The sequence below is a fragment of the Bacillus sp. JAS24-2 genome (genome assembly GCF_008274905.1).
GTDB lineage: Bacteria > Bacillota > Bacilli > Bacillales > Bacillaceae_G > Bacillus_A > Bacillus_A cereus.
Map to the genome: position 1 here is coordinate 32501 of NZ_CP031068.1, position 17435 is coordinate 49935.

Consider the following 17435-nt stretch of genomic DNA (forward strand, 5'->3'; position numbering starts at 1 on the left):
GGCCGTAACTATAACGGTCCTAAGGTAGCGAAATTCCTTGTCGGGTAAGTTCCGACCCGCACGAAAGGTGTAACGATTTGGGCACTGTCTCAACCAGAGACTCGGTGAAATTATAGTACCTGTGAAGATGCAGGTTACCCGCGACAGGACGGAAAGACCCCGTGGAGCTTTACTGTAGCCTGATATTGAATTTTGGTACAGTTTGTACAGGATAGGCGGGAGCCATTGAAACCGGAGCGCTAGCTTCGGTGGAGGCGCTGGTGGGATACCGCCCTGACTGTATTGAAATTCTAACCTACGGGTCTTATCGACCCGGGAGACAGTGTCAGGTGGGCAGTTTGACTGGGGCGGTCGCCTCCTAAAGTGTAACGGAGGCGCCCAAAGGTTCCCTCAGAATGGTTGGAAATCATTCGTAGAGTGCAAAGGCATAAGGGAGCTTGACTGCGAGACCTACAAGTCGAGCAGGGACGAAAGTCGGGCTTAGTGATCCGGTGGTTCCGCATGGAAGGGCCATCGCTCAACGGATAAAAGCTACCCCGGGGATAACAGGCTTATCTCCCCCAAGAGTCCACATCGACGGGGAGGTTTGGCACCTCGATGTCGGCTCATCGCATCCTGGGGCTGTAGTCGGTCCCAAGGGTTGGGCTGTTCGCCCATTAAAGCGGTACGCGAGCTGGGTTCAGAACGTCGTGAGACAGTTCGGTCCCTATCCGTCGTGGGCGTAGGAAATTTGAGAGGAGCTGTCCTTAGTACGAGAGGACCGGGATGGACGCACCGCTGGTGTACCAGTTGTTCTGCCAAGGGCATAGCTGGGTAGCTATGTGCGGAAGGGATAAGTGCTGAAAGCATCTAAGCATGAAGCCCCCCTCAAGATGAGATTTCCCATAGCGTAAGCTAGTAAGATCCCTGAAAGATGATCAGGTTGATAGGTTCGAGGTGGAAGCATGGTGACATGTGGAGCTGACGAATACTAATAGATCGAGGACTTAACCATATAATATGTAGCAAATGTTATCTAGTTTTGAAGGAATATGCCTTCATAGTTTGGTGATGATGGCAGAGAGGTCACACCCGTTCCCATACCGAACACGGAAGTTAAGCTCTCTAGCGCCGATGGTAGTTGGGACCTTGTCCCTGTGAGAGTAGGACGTCGCCAAGCAACTAAAAACACAAGTCATTTGACTTGTGTTTTTTTGTATTGTTAAAAAGAACGGGAAAGAAGTAAGGGTGATACAAACACGTTGCCCAAGAGTTAATCATATTATATAAGAGATGGGTGTATATTTTTCTGTAAATTGTTAAGGATTAGAAGTATAAAATAGGTTCACTAAAATAGGGAGGGAAGGCTATGAAATTACAAAGTGAAGTTTGTATTGTTTGTGAGACAAAAAGAAAAGAAGGTATATATGTTTATAATAATTTAATATGCTATGAATGTGAAAAGGATATGGTGAATACAGAGACAGATGATCCGAAATATATACATTATTTAAAGCAGCTTCGAAAATTAGAAGTATCATATTTTTAAATAGGCATATGCCTATTATTTTTTTTGTTCTGTATAATAGATAGAGAATGAATAATAAGGAAGAGATGTAGATGAATCAAAATCGTATGCCTTTATATGAGGCGTTAATAGAGTTTAAAGAAAGAGGGCCGTTATCCTTTCATGTTCCAGGTCATAAGAATGGTTTAAACTTCCCTCAGGAGGCAATAAGAGAGTTTAAAGATATTCTATCTATTGATGTAACTGAGTTAGCAGGACTAGATGATTTGCATAGTCCGTTTGAATGTATAGATGAGGCACAACAATTATTGGCTGAAGTTTATAATACAAAGAGGAGCTATTTTTTAATTAATGGTTCAACAGTCGGGAACTTAGCAATGATTTTGTCTTGTTGCGGGGAACATGATATTGTTCTTGTACAAAGAAATTGCCATAAATCAATTATTAATGCTTTAAAACTTGCGGGAGCAAATCCCATTTTTTTAGATCCATGGATTGATGAAGCTTATAACGTACCGGTGGGAGTTCGTAACGAAATTATTAAGAAAGCAATTGAAAAGTATCCAAATGCGAAAGCACTCATTTTAACGCATCCTAATTATTATGGTATGGGTATGGATCTAGAGGCAAGCATCGCTTTTGCACATGCACATAAAATCCCTGTTTTGGTAGATGAGGCACATGGGGCACATCTGTGCTTGGGAGAACCATTCCCGAAGTCAGCATTAACATATGGTGCAGATATTGTAGTTCATTCTGCACATAAAACATTACCCGCAATGACAATGGGTTCCTATTTACATATAAATAGTCACTTAGTAGACGAAGAGAAGGTTACTACTTATTTAAGTATGCTACAATCTAGTAGTCCATCGTATCCAATTATGGCTTCCTTGGATATAGCACGCTTTACAATGGCGCGTATAAAAGAAGAAGGTCACAGTGAAATTGTTGAGTTTTTACGAAGATTTAAGGAACAATTACGTTCTATTCCCCAAATCGCCATTTTAGAATATCCGTTGCAAGATGAGTTAAAGGTCACCGTACAAACTCGTTGTCAGTTATCAGGGTACGAATTACAGTCTGTATTTGAAAAGGTCGGTATATATACAGAGATGGCTGATCCGTACAATGTCCTATTTATTTTACCCTTACAAGTAAATGAGGGATATATGAAGGTTATAGAGATGATCCGAGTAGCATTGCAACATTATGAGGTGAAAGACAAGAGGGAATCTATTCGTTATACTTATAAAGGTGAATTCTCTCTTTTACCGTATACGTATAAACAACTAGACGGATATGAAACAAAGATAGTATCTATAAAAGAGGCTGTTGGAATGATAGCGGCGGAAATGGTGATTCCGTATCCACCTGGAATTCCATTGATTATGTATGGAGAGAGAATTACTTCAGAGCATAAAGAGCAAATTATGTATTTAGAGAGAGCAGGAGCTCGTTTTCAAGGTAATACGAAATATATGAAAGTGTATGATATAGAAAGTAGGTTTTAGGATGAAGGGATTATTTGTAACAATTGAGGGCCCAGAAGGTTCAGGTAAAACAACGTTAATTAAAAGCTTATTGCCATATTTTGAAAAAAAAGCACAAAAGGTAATGGCGACAAGAGAACCAGGCGGTATTGCAATTTCTGAGGACATTAGGACGATTTTACATAAACAAGAATATACGATGATGGAAGCACGTACAGAAGCGCTTCTTTATGCTGCTGCGCGCAGACAACATTTAGTAGAAAAAGTTATGCCAGCACTTAATGAGAACTACCTCGTGTTATGTGATCGTTTTATAGATAGCTCTTTAGCATACCAAGGCTATGCAAGAGGATTGGGTATGGATAAGGTATTTGAAATAAATCGTTTCGCAACAGAGGACTGTATGCCTAGTTTAACAATTTATCTAGACATTGAGCCTGAGGTTGGTTTGGCTCGGATTGAAAAAGATGCAGGACGTGAAGTAAATCGACTAGATATGGAAGATATCTCTTTCCATAAACGTGTGCGCGAAGGGTATTTACAAGTTGTAGAACGTTTCTCGGATCGTATTGTATTGGTAAATGCTGATCAGCCGATGGAAAAACTTATAGAAGAAGTTGTTCAGATTATAGAAGATAAATTGTTATAATAGAAGGAAAGAATGAAATAAGTGAGGTATGCATTATGACGAAGACGTGGGAGCAGCTTTCTGCTATACAACCCATCGGTGTAAAAATGTTGATGAATAGCATTGCAAAAGAGCGTATATCCCACGCTTACTTGTTAGAGGGAGGGAAAGGGACAGGAAAGTTTGCGACAGCAATTCAAATGGCAAAGAGTTTCCTCTGTTCTGAGCGGAATGGGGTAGAGCCCTGCCATGTATGTACAAACTGTAAGCGAATTGATTCAGGTAACCACCCTAACTTACATATTGTAAAACCAGACGGATTATCTATTAAAAAGCAGCAAATTCATGATTTACAAGAAGAGTTTTCAAAAACAGGATTAGAGGCAAATAAAAAATTATATATTATTGAGCACGCAGATCGTATGACAGCAAATGCGGCAAATACACTTTTGAAATTTTTAGAAGAACCAAGTAGTGATACAACTGCTATTTTACTTACTGAACAAAGTCATCAAATTTTAAATACGATTTTATCTCGTTGCCAAGTTGTTACGTTTAGACCGTTACCTACGGAATCTTTAATTAGAAGATTACAGGATGAAGGGATTACAGCATCTTTATCGACACTTGCTGCTCAACTTACAAATAGTTTTGATGAAGCTTTAACTTTATGTAGTGATGAATGGTTTGCACAAGCACGAGCTTTAGTGATAAAATTATGTGAAGCGCTCGAAAAAGATAAAACCTCTATTTTTTTTGTACAAGAAAAATGGGGAAAACACTTTGGAGAGAAAGAACAATTACAGCAAGGTTTAGATATGTTACTCCTTATTTATAAGGATTTATTATATGTTCAACTTGGAGAAGAAGATCGTCTTGTTTTTCATGATCAGAAAGAGATGTTTGAATCGTTTTCCTATGCTCAGAAGCGCATTGTATCAGCTCTCTTTAATATATTAGAGGCAAAAAATAGAATCAACGCTAATGTAAATGCGCAGCTTGTGTTCGAACAGTTAGTGTTGCGGTTGCAGGAGGGATGACCGTTTTGTATGATGTAGTAGGTGTTCGCTTTAAGAAGGCCGGAAAGGTATATTACTTTGATCCAAACCAGTTCGATATCTCTGAAAATGAGTTTGTCATTGTAGAAACGGTAAGAGGTATTGAATACGGAAAAGTAGTTATTACCAAAAAACAAGTTGATGAAAACGACGTTGTATTACCGCTAAAAAAGGTTATTCGTATTGCAAATGAAAATGATCGTACCATTGTTGAAGAGAACAAACATGCTGCCAAAGAAGCATATCAAGTCTGTCAACAAAAGGTAGTAGAGCATAATCTTGATATGAAACTTGTAGATGTAGAGTATACATTCGATCGTAATAAGATTATTTTCTATTTTACTGCGGATGGTCGGATCGATTTCCGCGAACTAGTGAAGGACTTAGCCGCAATTTTTAGAACAAGAATTGAACTAAGACAAATTGGTGTTCGTGATGAAGCGAAGATGCTAGGTGGTATTGGTCCATGTGGTCGTATGCTTTGTTGTTCTACTTTTTTAGGGGATTTTGAACCTGTATCCATTAAAATGGCAAAGGATCAAAATTTATCATTAAATCCTGCAAAAATCTCTGGTTTATGTGGTCGCTTAATGTGTTGCTTAAAATATGAGAATGATGAATATGAGGCAGCAAAGGAACAACTTCCTGATTTAGATCAACGTATACAAACCCCGCATGGTACTGGCCGTGTTATCGGATTAAATATTTTAGAAAGATTAATTCAAGTGGAACTAGTAGACAAGGAACGGATAGTAGAATATACGTTAGATGAGTTAGTGAATAAAGGGGTCGTTTCGAGTCAAACCACAGATTAATGAGGTGGGTGCTTGTGGAGAAAAAAGATATTTTTGAATCGGTTTCTAGTATGGAAGAGCAAATTGGACATTTATATAAACAGTTGGGAGAGTTAAAACAGCATCTTGCAGAGTTGTTGGAAGAAAACCAGCATATAAAAATGGAAAATAACAATTTGCGACACCGTTTTGAAGAAGTGCAGAATAAAGAAAAACAAAAAACTCAAAAACGTAAAGAAGTGAAGCCGAAAACAGATATTGGTGAAGGCTATGACAATTTAGCGAGACTGTATCAAGAAGGTTTTCATATTTGCAATCTACATTATGGAAGTGTACGTAAAGAGGGAGATTGTTTATTCTGTCTGTCATTCTTAAATAAAAAGTGAAATTACCTTTCCAATTATAATTGGAAAGGTAATTTTTTATACATGAAATAGGGTAGGTTAAGGGTAAGAAAAGGAGCAGTATATGAATTTATATGAAGATGAACGTTTAGATTACTTATTAGCACAAGACATGAAGATTATACAAAGCCCATCAGTATTTAATTTTTCTTTAGATGCCGTTTTACTTGCAGATTTTGCATGGGTACCAATTCAAAAGGGGAATTTACTTGATTTGTGTACAGGTAACGCGGTTGTTCCCCTTCTATTAAGTACAAGAACAAAAGGAAATATTACTGGGGTGGAAATTCAAGAACGCTTATATGATATGGGAGTAAGAAGTGTTCAATACAATGGGTTGGAGGAAAGAATTCACCTCATACATGGAGATTTGAAAGATATGCCAGAGAAACTTGGGCGTCATCAATATGATGTTGTTACATGTAATCCACCATATTTTCAAACACCTCAAACTTCAGAGAAAAATATGAATGAACATTTAGCGATAGCTCGTCATGAAATTATGTGTACATTAGAAGATGTTGTATCTGTAAGTAGTCAGTTAGTAAAACAAGGTGGGAAAGTAGCGTTTGTACATCGTCCAGGGCGATTACTAGACATTGTCACATTAATGCGTAAATATAAAATTGAACCAAAGCGCGTGCAATTTGTTTATCCTAAGGTTGGAAAAGAAGCAAATACATTGTTAATTGAAGGAATTAAGGATGGAAATGCAGATTTGAAAATTTTACCGCCTCTCGTTGTATATGAGAACAATAACGAATATACAAAGGAGCTACGTTCGATTTTATATGGAGAAGAATAAGCACTTTTTTTATGTGGTAGAGTGCTCTGATGGAAGTTATTATGCTGGATATACAAACCATATAGAAAAGAGAATTCAGACTCATAATAGCGGCAAAGGGGCTAAGTATACACGCGTCAGGCTTCCTGTTGTTTTAAAATATGTAGAGACCCACGATGATAAGCGTACAGCTATGCAAGCGGAGTATTACTTTAAGCAATTAACGAGAAAACAAAAAGAGGCATATATGCAAAAAGGAGAACGCTATGTGGCAACAAAAAAGCTTTCAACAAAATGAAAAGGGAGTTTTATATTTAGTACCAACTCCTATTGGAAATCTAGAAGATATGACATTTCGTGCAATCCGAATTTTAAAAGAAGTTGATTTAATTGCTGCTGAAGATACGAGACAAACGAAAAAACTTTGTAATTATTTTGAAATTGAAACACCTGTTACGAGTTATCATGAGCACAATAAAGAAGTAAGTGGGAAGAAACTATTAGAGAAATTAGAGGATGGAAAGAATGTAGCACTTGTTAGCGACGCTGGTATGCCGTGTATTTCTGATCCAGGTTACGATATTGTCGTTGAGGCAGTAGCTGAGCAATATCATGTAATTCCGCTTCCTGGAGCAAATGCAGCCCTTACAGCATTAATTGCATCCGGTCTTGAAACAAAGCAGTTTTATTTCTATGGTTTCTTGCAGAGAAACAAAAAGGAACGAAAGATGGAGTTAGAAAAGCTTCGTTATGTACAAACTACAATGATGTTTTATGAAGCGCCTCATCGTTTAGACGATACTTTAATTTCGATGCAGGAAGTGTTGGGAAATAGAGAGATTGTATTATGTCGAGAGTTAACTAAAAAATTTGAGGAATTTATTCGAGGGACAATCGAAGAAGCAATTGAGTGGACGAAGCAAAATGAAGTACGTGGTGAGTTTTGTATTTTAGTAGCTGGTTCAACAGAAGAACCTGCTCCAGAAGAACAATGGTGGGAATCTCTTTCGGTATATGATCATATTGAATATTATATAAATGAAAAAAGTATGAATTCAAAAGAAGCGATTAAAACAGTCGCTAAAGATCGAGATTTGTCGAAAAGAGATGTATATCAAATCTATCATGTCGATAAAAAATAAGCTTCTCATAATTGAGAAGCTTATTTTGCTGTTTCGATATAATCTTGAAGTTCGTTTAAGATTTGCTCAGCGCCTTCTTTGCTTAAGATGATTTTACCTTCAGCTAAAGAAAGGTTACCGTCAGATACTTCACCAGTTACTTGGCAAGTCATGTTTGGTTTATATTTCTTTAAGATGATTTTTTCGTCATCAACATAGATTTCAAGAGCGTCCTTTTCTGCAATACCTAAAGTACGGCGTAATTCGATTGGAATTACTACACGACCTAATTCATCAACTTTACGAACAATACCAGTAGATTTCATAATTTTTTTCCTCCTAAATAAATAGTTTATAAGTTTCGAGTCTATTTTTAGATTCGTCATTTTTCGACAAAATACCCTATGGACATATGATACCAATCATTTACATTTCCGTCAATTCTTAAATTCTATATTTTTTAAAAAGATTTATAGATTTCTTATTTCTTATATATAATAGATTGAGAGAAAATTCCACAATTATTTACATTATTTTCTGAAAAAATAATAAATTAAAAGTGGAGGTTGTATATTTTTGTGAAATATGAGCAATAGATGATAAAGATATCGAGCATTAAGACCTAAATTTAAAATTAGGTTGGCGTAAAGAAGATAAGTTAGATTTGGGCTGCTCGTAAAAGCCCAATTAATGTGGGCTAATAATTAGTGGGGAGGAACAAAAACCCTACTGATTAAAGTTTCACTTTATATATGAGTTTTTGATATACTGTTTATAAATACATATGAGGTTATTCGGGAGGTCCAAAACAATGACAGAGGAAAATAAGTCCTTTTATATTACTACCCCAATTTATTATCCAAGTGGAAAATTACACATTGGACATGCTTATACGACAGTAGCAGGAGATGCGATGGCACGATATAAGCGTATGCAAGGTTATAATGTGCATTATTTAACAGGAACTGATGAGCATGGACAGAAGATCCAAAAGAAAGCAGAAGAGTTAAATATTACGCCACAGGCATATGTTGATAACATTGTTGCAGGAATTAAAGAGCTTTGGGAGAAGATGGATATTTCTTATGATGATTTTATTCGTACAACTGAAGATCGTCATAAAGATGTTGTCGAAAAAATCTTTAAGCAATTAGTAGATCAAGGTGACATTTATCTTGATGAATATGAAGGTTGGTATTCTGTACAAGATGAGACGTTCTATACAGAGCATCAATTAGTAGATCCAATTATGGAAGGCGACAAAGTAGTTGGAGGAAAAAGCCCAGATAGTGGTCATGATGTAGAACTTGTTCGTGAAGAATCTTATTTCTTTAGAATGGGTAAATATGTCGACAGACTATTAAAGTTCTATGAAGATAATCCACATTTCATTCAGCCGGAGTCTCGTAAAAATGAAATGATTAATAATTTTATTAAACCAGGATTAGAAGATTTAGCGGTTTCTCGTACTTCATTTGACTGGGGAGTTCGTGTTCCTGGTAACCCAAAACATGTTATTTACGTATGGGTTGACGCATTATCTAACTATATTACGGCGTTAGGTTATGGAACAGCAAATGAAGAGAAATATAAAAAATTCTGGCCTGCAGATGTGCATTTAGTTGGGAAAGAAATTGTTCGTTTCCATACAATTTATTGGCCGATAATTTTAATGGCATTAGATTTACCTCTTCCGAAGAAAGTCTTTGCTCATGGCTGGATTTTAATGAAGGATGGAAAGATGAGTAAGTCAAAAGGAAACGTAGTAGATCCAGTTACATTAATCGATCGTTACGGATTAGATGCATTACGTTATTACCTACTTCGTGAAGTTCCATTTGGATCTGATGGTGTATTCACACCAGAAGGATTTGTGGAGCGTATTAATTTCGACTTAGCAAATGACTTAGGTAATTTATTAAATCGTACAGTAGCTATGATTGATAAGTATTTTAACGGAGAAATCCCTGCATTTAAAGAAAATGTGACGGAATTTGATGAAACGTTAGTAGCGTTTGCACAAGATACTTTGAAAAAAGTAGAAGAAGCAATGGAGAATATGGAGTTCTCTGTAGCGTTAGGATCTATTTGGCAACTAGTTAGTCGTACGAATAAATATATTGATGAAACACAACCATGGGTATTAGCAAAAGATGAGAATGATCGTGAAAAGTTAGCTTCTGTAATGGCTCATTTAGCAGAAGTACTTCGTCAAACAGGTATTATGCTTATGCCATTCTTAACAGTAGCACCAAGCAAGATGTTTGCTCAGCTTGGCCTTACTGATGAAGCTCATAAATCTTGGGAAAGTCTATCTACAATTGGCTGCATTCCAGCTGGAACAAAAGTAGAAAAAGGAAACCCAATTTTCCCTCGTTTAGAAATGGAAGTGGAAGTAGAGTACATTAAAGAACAAATGAAAAGCTCTGCTCCTAAAGTAGAAGAGAAAAAAGAAGAAGAACCGAAGGCAGAAGAAATTACAATTGATGATTTCTTTAAAGTAGAATTACGCGTAGCTGAAGTACTATCTGCTGAACCTGTGAAAAAAGCAGACAAGTTGTTAAAAATTCAACTAGACTTAGGCACAGAAAAGCGTCAAGTTGTTTCTGGAATTGCAAAATTCTATTCGCCGGAAGACTTAAAAGGTAAAAAGGTTATTTGTGTAACAAACTTAAAACCTGTAAAATTACGCGGTGAATTATCGCAAGGTATGATTTTAGCGGGTGAAGAGAATGGCGTATTGTCATTAGCATCAATTGACCAAAATCTACCAAATGGTACAAAAATCAAGTAATTAAGACAAGAAAAGAGATGTTTCACGTGTAACATGTGTGAAGCGTCTTTTTTCTTTTTACACTCTCTATTTTTGCATTAAGATTGTAGTATTGTTATCGTTAAGTTATTAAAGAACTTATTTTTGTAGAATAAACTTGATTTCGATATAAAAGGAGTTATGTATTATGTTGTTTGATACACATTCACATTTGAATGCAGAGCAATTCGAAGAAGATTTGCAAGAGGTTATTGCCCGAATGAAAGAAGCGGGAGTTACTTATACAGTTGTTGTTGGTTTTGATGAAGTAACGATAAAAAAGGCGATGGAATTAGCTGAAGCCTATGATTTTATTTACGCTGCGGTTGGCTGGCATCCAGTTGATGCAATCGACATGACAGAAGAACATTTAGCTTGGTTAGAAGAACTTGCTTCTCATCCTAAAGTCGTTGCACTTGGAGAAATGGGCTTAGATTATCACTGGGATAAGTCTCCAAAAGAAATACAGAAAGAAGTATTTCGTAAACAAATTGCATTAGCGAAAAAAGTAAATTTGCCGATTATTATACATAACCGCGATGCAACTCAAGATATTGTCGATATTCTAGAAGAAGAGAATGCAGCTGAAGTAGGAGGCATTATGCATTGCTTTAGCGGTAGCGTAGAAGTAGCAGAGCGATGTGTTGATATGAACTTTTTAATTTCGTTAGGTGGACCAGTTACATTTAAAAACGCTAAGAAACCGAAAGAAGTTGCTACGGAGATTCCATTAGAGAAATTGTTAATAGAGACGGATTGTCCCTATTTAACGCCGCATCCATTTCGCGGGAAACGAAATGAACCGAGTTATGTAAAACTCGTAGCAGAAGAAATTGCGAATTTAAAAGGAATTTCTTATGAGGAAGTAGCAGAAATGACAACTAAAAATGCAAAAGTTTTATTTGGTGTTGAATAAAAAGAACGGGGGAAACCTGTTCTTTTTTATTTTGAGAAAAACTAGTAGAAGTAATGAAGAAAATAAATGTGAATGATGAAGTGTTACAATAAGGACAGGGAACAAAGATTTTTCTATTCTATTTTTTAAAATATAAGAATGGGGAAAATAATAATGGAAAAGTCGTCATTTTTTTGTTTTACTAAGTAGAGACGAAATGAGTGTGGAGGCAAGCATGAAAATAAAAGAGATTATCGTTGTAGAAGGTAAAGATGATACAGTTGCGATTAAGCGTGCTGTTGATGCGGATACAATTGAAACGAACGGTTCAGCAATCGGTGATCATGTTATTGAGCAAGTTAAATTAGCGCAGCAAAAAAGGGGCGTTATTATTTTCACAGATCCGGATTATCCTGGAGAGCGTATTCGAAAAATTATTTCTGACAAGGTTCCTGGCTGTAAGCATGCTTTTTTACCGAAGGAAGAAGCGCTTGCTAAAAGGAAAAAGGGTGTTGGGATTGAACATGCTTCTAATGAGTCGATTCGCCGTGCTCTAGAGAATATACATGAAGAAATGGAAGCTTACACAAGTGAAATTAGTTGGAGTGATTTAGTCGATGCAGGCTTAGTGGGCGGAGAAATGGCAAAGAGCCGCAGAGAAAGAATGGGTAAGCTATTAAAGATTGGTTATACAAATGCAAAACAGTTACATAAACGATTACAGATGTTTCAAGTTTCAAAGGAATCATTTGCAGAAGCTTATAAGCAAGTAATACAGGAGGAAAAAAAATGAAGGATATCGCAACGCCAAATCGTACAAAAGACATTGTTGAAAAGTATGGATTTTCATTCAAAAAAAGTTTAGGACAAAACTTTTTAATTGATACAAATGTATTAAATCGTATTGTCGATCATGCAGAAATTGGTTCAGAAAGTGGTGCAATTGAAATTGGACCAGGTATTGGTGCATTAACAGAGCAATTAGCGAAGCGTGCTAAAAAAGTAGTGGCTTTTGAAATTGATCAAAGACTATTACCAATTTTAGATGAGACGTTAGCGCCATATGGTAATGTTACAGTTATTAATAAAGACGTACTAAAAGCAGATGTACATGAAGTATTTAATGAGCAATTTGAAGAAGGGCAAGATGTAATGGTAGTAGCTAACTTACCGTACTATATTACAACGCCAATTTTATTTAAATTGCTTGAAGAAAAGTTACCAGTTCGCGGATTTGTTGTTATGATGCAAAAAGAAGTTGGAGATCGTTTAGCTGCTAAACCTGGAACGAAAGAGTATGGTTCTTTATCGATTGCCATTCAGTACTATACAGAGGTTGAAACAGTTATGACTGTACCGCGTACAGTGTTTGTACCACAGCCAAACGTTGATTCTGCAATTATCCGCCTTCTAAAGCGTCCTAAACCGGTTGTAGAGGTGACAGATGAAACGTTTTTCTTTGAAGTAGTACGAGCAAGTTTCGCACAGCGCCGTAAAACTTTAATGAATAATTTATCAAATAATTTAAATGGTTTCCCGAAAGATAAGGAGTTATTGGATCGAATTTTAACAGAAGTAGGAATTGATCCAAAGCGAAGAGGCGAAACGCTATCTATTGAAGAGTTTGCAACATTAAGTAATGCATTAGTTCTTCATAAATTATCATAAGAATATGAAAGGGACAGTTCAAGTTGAACTGTCCCTTTTGTCACCTTTCGCTCTCTAAATTCATACTTTAAAAACAGGTAAGATGGCCTAATGAGTTTGGAGGTAGGAGAATGGTTTTACATGTTGGAGAATTAGTGGAACGATATTCTCATAAGAGGGATATTCTTTTTCGTATTATAGAAATAAAAGGCGAGATAGCTATATTGTTTGGAGAGGAAATTAGACTGGTGGCGGATGCGCCACTTGAAGATTTAATTAGTATAGATCAAAGAGAACATAAAAAAAGGGTGAAGCGTGAGAAAGAAACAATGGAGCGCACGTATCGTTTGTTTCAACAAGATTATGTACTGATGAAACAAAGGCATGAACATACTTCAACTGGTGGATACACAAGTGAGGTAAATTATTTTCAAATGCCGGGACGTGTATTGCATATAGATGGAGACCCTTTATATTTGCGCAAGTGCTTAGATTTATATAATAAAATTGGCGTTCCTGTTCAAGGTATTCATTGTAAAGAAACGGAGATGCATGAAAAAGTAGTAGACTTAATAGATCACTTTCGCCCAGACATTCTCGTTATTACAGGGCATGATGCATATACAAAATCAAAAGGAGTGAAGGGAGATTTAGCGGCATATAGGCATTCAAGGCATTTTGTACAGGCTGTTCGTGAAGTGCGAAAAAAATATCCATCATTGGATCAACTTGTTATTTTTGCTGGGGCATGTCAATCACATTTTGAGGCACTAATTCGTGCAGGGGCCAATTTCGCTAGTTCACCATCTAGAATTAATATTCATGCACTAGATCCTGTATATGTAGTTGGTAAAATTAGTTTTACTTCATTTATGGAGAGAGTCAATGTATGGGATGTCGTACGTAATACAATTACTGGTGAAAAGGGACTAGGTGGAATTGAAACGAGAGGGATTTTACGAACGGGATTACCTTTTCAACATTACGAAGAGTAAGCAGGGTACATATGTATCTTGCTTTTTTGTATGGAAGGATTTAAATGAATTTGGATAAAAAGAGGTAAGAACGTAAAGACTACGTAATGATACTTTTACAATATAGTATTTCTTCTATCTATTCAAACGCAGGATGATATTAGCTGTGAATCGCGGTTAATAATTAGGATAGATATATCGTGCTTTAAGTGTTCAATCTAAATTACAGCGAGGTGTAGCGAAGTATATGTCAAAACGTTTAGATGAAATTAAAAGCGAATTAGATCACCATCTTGGACAGCGACTTATGTTAAAAGCAAATAGTGGAAGAAGAAAAACTGTGGAGCAATCAGGTGTACTAGCAGAAACATACCGTTCCGTTTTTGTTGTACAATTGGATCAACAAGAAGATGCGTTGCAACGTGTATCTTATAGTTATGCAGATGTTTTAACAGAGACAGTAGAGTTAACATTTTATGGAGACCCTCATAATGAGGTCATTTTATAATCCATATATCATTACATATATTCCCATAAATGAAAAGCTATATTATTTTGCATACTAACTATACCGTAGCAAAATAAGGAGGGACTCTGCATTGAGTAGACGAAGAGGTGTCATGTCAAACCAATTTAAAGAAGAGCTAGCAAAAGAGCTTGGCTTTTATGATGTTGTTCAGAAAGAAGGATGGGGCGGAATTCGTGCGAAAGATGCTGGTAACATGGTGAAACGTGCTATAGAAATTGCAGAACAGCAATTAATGAAACGAAACCAGTAGTTGTAAGATACTTTCTGTGCTACGGTAGCCGAGGAGACATTCCTCGGCTTTTTGTACTCTAAAAGGTGCCATCATTTTACATAAGTAGTTTCATTCTGAATGCTTTTCGTTATAATTAGGGAAGTGTCATCGTCTTACTATAAATTTATGGTAAAATAAACGATAAAAGATTGAGTACATAGAGTGGGTGAATAGATTGAAGCTACTAGTGAAAGCACCAGCAAAGATTAATCTGTCGTTAGATGTACTGGGAAAAAGACAAGACGGATATCATGAAGTGAAAATGATTATGACAACCATTGATTTAGCAGATCGTCTAGAACTAACGGAATTAGCAGAAGACCGTATTGAAATTTTATCCCATAATCGGTATGTCCCAGACGACCAACGAAATTTAGCTTATCAGGCAGCGAAATTATTAAAAGAGAAGTTTAATGTAAAAAAAGGTGTATCTATTACTATTGAAAAAACGATTCCAGTAGCAGCTGGATTAGCAGGTGGAAGTAGTGATGCAGCAGCGACATTACGTGGTCTTAATAAATTATGGAATTTAGGGCTTACAATTGATGAGTTAGCAGAGCTTGGTGCAGAAATTGGATCAGATGTATCGTTCTGTGTATACGGAGGCACAGCAATTGCCACTGGAAGAGGAGAGAAAATTGAGCATATAAAGACTCCGCCTTCTTGTTGGGTTATTTTAGCGAAACCACATATAGGTGTATCTACTGCTGATGTGTATGGAAATTTAAAGTTAAATCGAGTTACACATCCAAATGTAGATAAAATGGTTGATGTCATAAATTCTGGTGATTATAAAGGAATTTGTGATACTGTTGGTAACGTTTTAGAAGATGTAACATTTGGAATGCATCCTGAAGTTGCCCGTATTAAATCACAGATGAAGCGATTTGGAGCGGATGCTGTATTAATGAGTGGAAGTGGTCCAACTGTATTTGGACTTGTACACCATGATTCACGAATGCATCGCATTTATAACGGATTAAAAGGATTTTGTGAACAAGTCTATGCGGTACGTTTATTAGGAGAGCGAGAAACGCTTGAATAAAGACGTATAATACGTTATGATTTGTTTAGAATATTCGTGATTTGAGGTGAGAGTATGAAAATTAGAAGAAGTACAAGATTAGTCGATATGACTTATTACTTGCTACAAAACCCTCGTCAGCTAGTATCTCTCACTTTTTTTGCTGAAAGGTATCAATCGGCTAAGTCTTCCATTAGTGAAGATTTAGTTATTATTAAGCAAACGTTTGAACAACAAGGGGTCGGCACATTGCAAACGATACCAGGAGCAGCAGGAGGAGTGAAATATATACCGTATATAAGTGAAGAAGAGGCAGATCTAATTATTGATGAGCTTTGTGGCTTATTTGAAAACCCAGATCGTATTTTGCCTGGCGGTTACTTATACATGACAGATTTATTGAGTAATCCTCGCCATATTAATGGCGCAGGTCGTTTGTTTGCTTCTGTTTTTGCTAGGCAACCAATTGATGCAGTTATGACGGTGGCAACGAAGGGGATTCCACTTGCTTATGCAGTGGCAAATTACTTAGATGTACCAGTTGTAATTGCAAGGAAAGATAATAAGGTAACAGAAGGTCCGACTGTTAGTATTAACTATGTGTCGGGTTCTTCTAAACGAATTCAAACGATGACGTTAGCAAAACGCAGTCTTCCAGAAGGGTCGAATGTTTTAATTATTGATGACTTCATGAAAGCTGGCGGAACAATTCAAGGTATGATGAGTATGCTAGAAGAATTCAAGGCTAATGTTGTTGGTATTGGTGTATTAGTAGAATCCACAGATATTGAAGAACGACTAATTAATAATTTTGTATCATTAATTCGTCTATCGGAAGTTGATGTGAAAGAAAAAACGATTCAAGTGGAAAAAGGGAATTATTCTCTTGCACCATTTGATGAAGGGCTTGTAGAGGCGGAATAAAAGATAGAGCAGATAGCTCTATCTTTTTTATTTTATTTATAGATTATAAAATAGATGGACAAACTGCCTTTCGTACACTATTTTTAAAGAGTAAAATAAATAATAAAAGGGTGAAAAGTATGAAAGTTGTTCAAACAAGCAAGGCACCACAAGCAATTGGACCTTATTCACAGGGGATTATTGTAAATAACATGTTCTATAGCTCAGGACAAATTCCATTGATGGCAAATGGGGAGCTTGTAACAGGAGATGTAACAGTACAAACAGAACAGGTATTTCAAAATTTACAAGCGGTATTAGAGGAAGCAGGTGCTTCATTTGATACAGTCGTAAAAACAACAGTATTTTTAAAGGACATGGATGATTTTAATGCTGTGAATGAAGTGTATAGCTCTTATTTCTCTACTCATAAACCAGCTCGATCTTGTGTGCAAGTAGCAAAATTACCGAAAGATGTTTCCGTTGAAATTGAAGTAATCGCCCTAGTTAAGTAACCTTTTGTAAGCGATAACCTCCACTAATCTCTATATTCAACTACTTTAAAAATTTTTATCTTAAAAATTTTTAAAA

The 17435-nt window shown here is 36.5% G+C and carries 20 protein-coding genes and 2 rRNA genes (1 of these 22 cut by a window edge); 21 read left to right on the forward strand and 1 reads right to left on the reverse strand.

Annotation, left to right across the window (positions count from 1 at the left end; genetic code table 11):
* The 11 genes from DN407_RS00170 to rsmI form a co-directional block, all read left to right on the forward strand.
* Positions 1-994, forward strand: a 23S ribosomal RNA gene (locus tag DN407_RS00170) (it extends 1928 nt beyond the left edge of the window).
* A gap of 49 nt (positions 995-1043) precedes the next feature.
* Positions 1044-1159 (forward strand): 5S ribosomal RNA (rrf, locus tag DN407_RS00175).
* 189 nt (positions 1160-1348) lie between these two features.
* Positions 1349-1528, forward strand: a complete 180-nt coding sequence (locus DN407_RS00180) for a sigma factor G inhibitor Gin (protein WP_000776279.1) — start codon at positions 1349-1351, stop codon at positions 1526-1528.
* Between the two features lie 71 nt (positions 1529-1599).
* On the forward strand, positions 1600-3021 hold the full coding sequence (locus DN407_RS00185; RefSeq protein WP_001075297.1) for an aminotransferase class I/II-fold pyridoxal phosphate-dependent enzyme: 1422 nt from the start codon (positions 1600-1602) through the stop codon (positions 3019-3021).
* A 1-nt stretch (position 3022) separates the two neighbouring features.
* Positions 3023-3649: a dTMP kinase gene (gene tmk / locus DN407_RS00190; protein ID WP_000677214.1), complete on the forward strand. Its 627-nt coding sequence runs from the start codon at positions 3023-3025 to the stop codon at positions 3647-3649.
* A 35-nt stretch (positions 3650-3684) separates the two neighbouring features.
* A complete protein-coding gene (gene holB, locus DN407_RS00195) occupies positions 3685-4668 on the forward strand; it encodes a DNA polymerase III subunit delta' (RefSeq protein ID WP_149215926.1) in 984 nt (327 codons plus the stop codon).
* A 5-nt stretch (positions 4669-4673) separates the two neighbouring features.
* Entirely contained in the window at positions 4674-5501 is an 828-nt protein-coding gene (locus DN407_RS00200) for a PSP1 domain-containing protein (RefSeq protein WP_000272429.1), read from the forward strand.
* A gap of 14 nt (positions 5502-5515) precedes the next feature.
* Positions 5516-5866 carry a DNA replication initiation control protein YabA gene (yabA, locus tag DN407_RS00205; protein ID WP_000412063.1) on the forward strand — a complete coding sequence of 117 codons (351 nt, stop codon included), beginning with the start codon at positions 5516-5518 and terminating at the stop codon, positions 5864-5866.
* Between the two features lie 82 nt (positions 5867-5948).
* Entirely contained in the window at positions 5949-6689 is a 741-nt protein-coding gene (locus tag DN407_RS00210; protein WP_001055367.1) for a tRNA1(Val) (adenine(37)-N6)-methyltransferase, read from the forward strand.
* The gene (locus tag DN407_RS00215; protein ID WP_000414350.1) at positions 6676-6966 is read left to right on the forward strand and encodes a GIY-YIG nuclease family protein; all 291 of its coding nucleotides are present in this window, start codon (positions 6676-6678) and stop codon (positions 6964-6966) included. The genes DN407_RS00210 and DN407_RS00215 overlap by 14 nt, the downstream gene beginning before the upstream one ends.
* Positions 6935-7810, forward strand: coding sequence for a 16S rRNA (cytidine(1402)-2'-O)-methyltransferase (gene rsmI / locus DN407_RS00220; protein ID WP_000267821.1), 876 nt, complete (start codon positions 6935-6937; stop codon positions 7808-7810). The genes DN407_RS00215 and rsmI overlap by 32 nt, the downstream gene beginning before the upstream one ends.
* A 20-nt stretch (positions 7811-7830) precedes the next feature.
* On the opposite strand, the gene DN407_RS00225 is transcribed toward rsmI, so the two are convergent.
* Positions 7831-8115 (reverse strand): transition state genes transcriptional regulator AbrB, encoded by a 285-nt coding sequence (locus tag DN407_RS00225; protein WP_000843036.1) that lies wholly within the window; start codon positions 8113-8115, stop codon positions 7831-7833.
* A gap of 485 nt (positions 8116-8600) precedes the next feature.
* Between DN407_RS00225 and metG the strand changes: the two genes are divergently transcribed.
* The 10 genes from metG to DN407_RS00275 all read left to right on the forward strand — a co-directional run bounded on the left by metG (position 8601) and on the right by DN407_RS00275 (position 17359).
* Entirely contained in the window at positions 8601-10583 is a 1983-nt protein-coding gene (gene metG, locus DN407_RS00230) for a methionine--tRNA ligase (protein WP_000134135.1), read from the forward strand.
* A gap of 166 nt (positions 10584-10749) precedes the next feature.
* Positions 10750-11517, forward strand: coding sequence for a TatD family hydrolase (locus tag DN407_RS00235; RefSeq protein WP_000895843.1), 768 nt, complete (start codon positions 10750-10752; stop codon positions 11515-11517).
* 214 nt (positions 11518-11731) lie between these two features.
* Positions 11732-12289, forward strand: a complete 558-nt coding sequence (gene rnmV / locus DN407_RS00240) for a ribonuclease M5 (RefSeq protein WP_000692835.1) — start codon at positions 11732-11734, stop codon at positions 12287-12289.
* Positions 12286-13164: a 16S rRNA (adenine(1518)-N(6)/adenine(1519)-N(6))-dimethyltransferase RsmA gene (gene rsmA / locus DN407_RS00245; RefSeq protein WP_000651548.1), complete on the forward strand. Its 879-nt coding sequence runs from the start codon at positions 12286-12288 to the stop codon at positions 13162-13164. Before rnmV ends, rsmA begins: the two co-directional genes overlap by 4 nt.
* Before the next feature lie 110 nt (positions 13165-13274).
* Positions 13275-14138: a sporulation peptidase YabG gene (gene yabG, locus DN407_RS00250; RefSeq protein WP_000242868.1), complete on the forward strand. Its 864-nt coding sequence runs from the start codon at positions 13275-13277 to the stop codon at positions 14136-14138.
* Positions 14139-14364: 226 nt separating this feature from the next.
* Positions 14365-14625, forward strand: coding sequence for a biofilm formation stimulator Veg (gene veg / locus DN407_RS00255; RefSeq protein ID WP_000044347.1), 261 nt, complete (start codon positions 14365-14367; stop codon positions 14623-14625).
* Positions 14626-14716: 91 nt separating this feature from the next.
* Complete coding sequence (gene sspF, locus DN407_RS00260; protein ID WP_002094215.1) at positions 14717-14896, forward strand: acid-soluble spore protein SspF; 180 nt, start codon at positions 14717-14719, stop codon at positions 14894-14896.
* Positions 14897-15092: 196 nt separating this feature from the next.
* Complete coding sequence (gene ispE, locus DN407_RS00265) at positions 15093-15962, forward strand: 4-(cytidine 5'-diphospho)-2-C-methyl-D-erythritol kinase (RefSeq protein ID WP_000772104.1); 870 nt, start codon at positions 15093-15095, stop codon at positions 15960-15962.
* A gap of 54 nt (positions 15963-16016) precedes the next feature.
* A complete protein-coding gene (gene purR, locus DN407_RS00270; protein WP_000702466.1) occupies positions 16017-16865 on the forward strand; it encodes a pur operon repressor in 849 nt (282 codons plus the stop codon).
* Positions 16866-16984: 119 nt separating this feature from the next.
* The gene (locus DN407_RS00275) at positions 16985-17359 is read left to right on the forward strand and encodes a RidA family protein (protein ID WP_000869811.1); all 375 of its coding nucleotides are present in this window, start codon (positions 16985-16987) and stop codon (positions 17357-17359) included.
* Positions 17360-17435 lie beyond the last annotated feature (76 nt).

Coding starts and splice junctions, on each gene's coding strand:
- DN407_RS00180 (WP_000776279.1), top strand. CDS start 1,349: ATGAAATTACAAAGTGAAGTTTGTATTGTTTGTGAGACAAAAAGAAAA.
- DN407_RS00185 (WP_001075297.1), top strand. CDS start 1,600: ATGAATCAAAATCGTATGCCTTTATATGAGGCGTTAATAGAGTTTAAA.
- tmk (WP_000677214.1), top strand. CDS start 3,023: ATGAAGGGATTATTTGTAACAATTGAGGGCCCAGAAGGTTCAGGTAAA.
- holB (WP_149215926.1), top strand. CDS start 3,685: ATGACGAAGACGTGGGAGCAGCTTTCTGCTATACAACCCATCGGTGTA.
- DN407_RS00210 (WP_001055367.1), top strand. CDS start 5,949: ATGAATTTATATGAAGATGAACGTTTAGATTACTTATTAGCACAAGAC.
- DN407_RS00215 (WP_000414350.1), top strand. CDS start 6,676: ATGGAGAAGAATAAGCACTTTTTTTATGTGGTAGAGTGCTCTGATGGA.
- rsmI (WP_000267821.1), top strand. CDS start 6,935: ATGTGGCAACAAAAAAGCTTTCAACAAAATGAAAAGGGAGTTTTATAT.
- DN407_RS00225 (WP_000843036.1), bottom strand. CDS start 8,115: ATGAAATCTACTGGTATTGTTCGTAAAGTTGATGAATTAGGTCGTGTA.
- metG (WP_000134135.1), top strand. CDS start 8,601: ATGACAGAGGAAAATAAGTCCTTTTATATTACTACCCCAATTTATTAT.
- DN407_RS00235 (WP_000895843.1), top strand. CDS start 10,750: ATGTTGTTTGATACACATTCACATTTGAATGCAGAGCAATTCGAAGAA.
- rnmV (WP_000692835.1), top strand. CDS start 11,732: ATGAAAATAAAAGAGATTATCGTTGTAGAAGGTAAAGATGATACAGTT.
- rsmA (WP_000651548.1), top strand. CDS start 12,286: ATGAAGGATATCGCAACGCCAAATCGTACAAAAGACATTGTTGAAAAG.
- yabG (WP_000242868.1), top strand. CDS start 13,275: ATGGTTTTACATGTTGGAGAATTAGTGGAACGATATTCTCATAAGAGG.
- veg (WP_000044347.1), top strand. CDS start 14,365: ATGTCAAAACGTTTAGATGAAATTAAAAGCGAATTAGATCACCATCTT.
- purR (WP_000702466.1), top strand. CDS start 16,017: ATGAAAATTAGAAGAAGTACAAGATTAGTCGATATGACTTATTACTTG.
- DN407_RS00275 (WP_000869811.1), top strand. CDS start 16,985: ATGAAAGTTGTTCAAACAAGCAAGGCACCACAAGCAATTGGACCTTAT.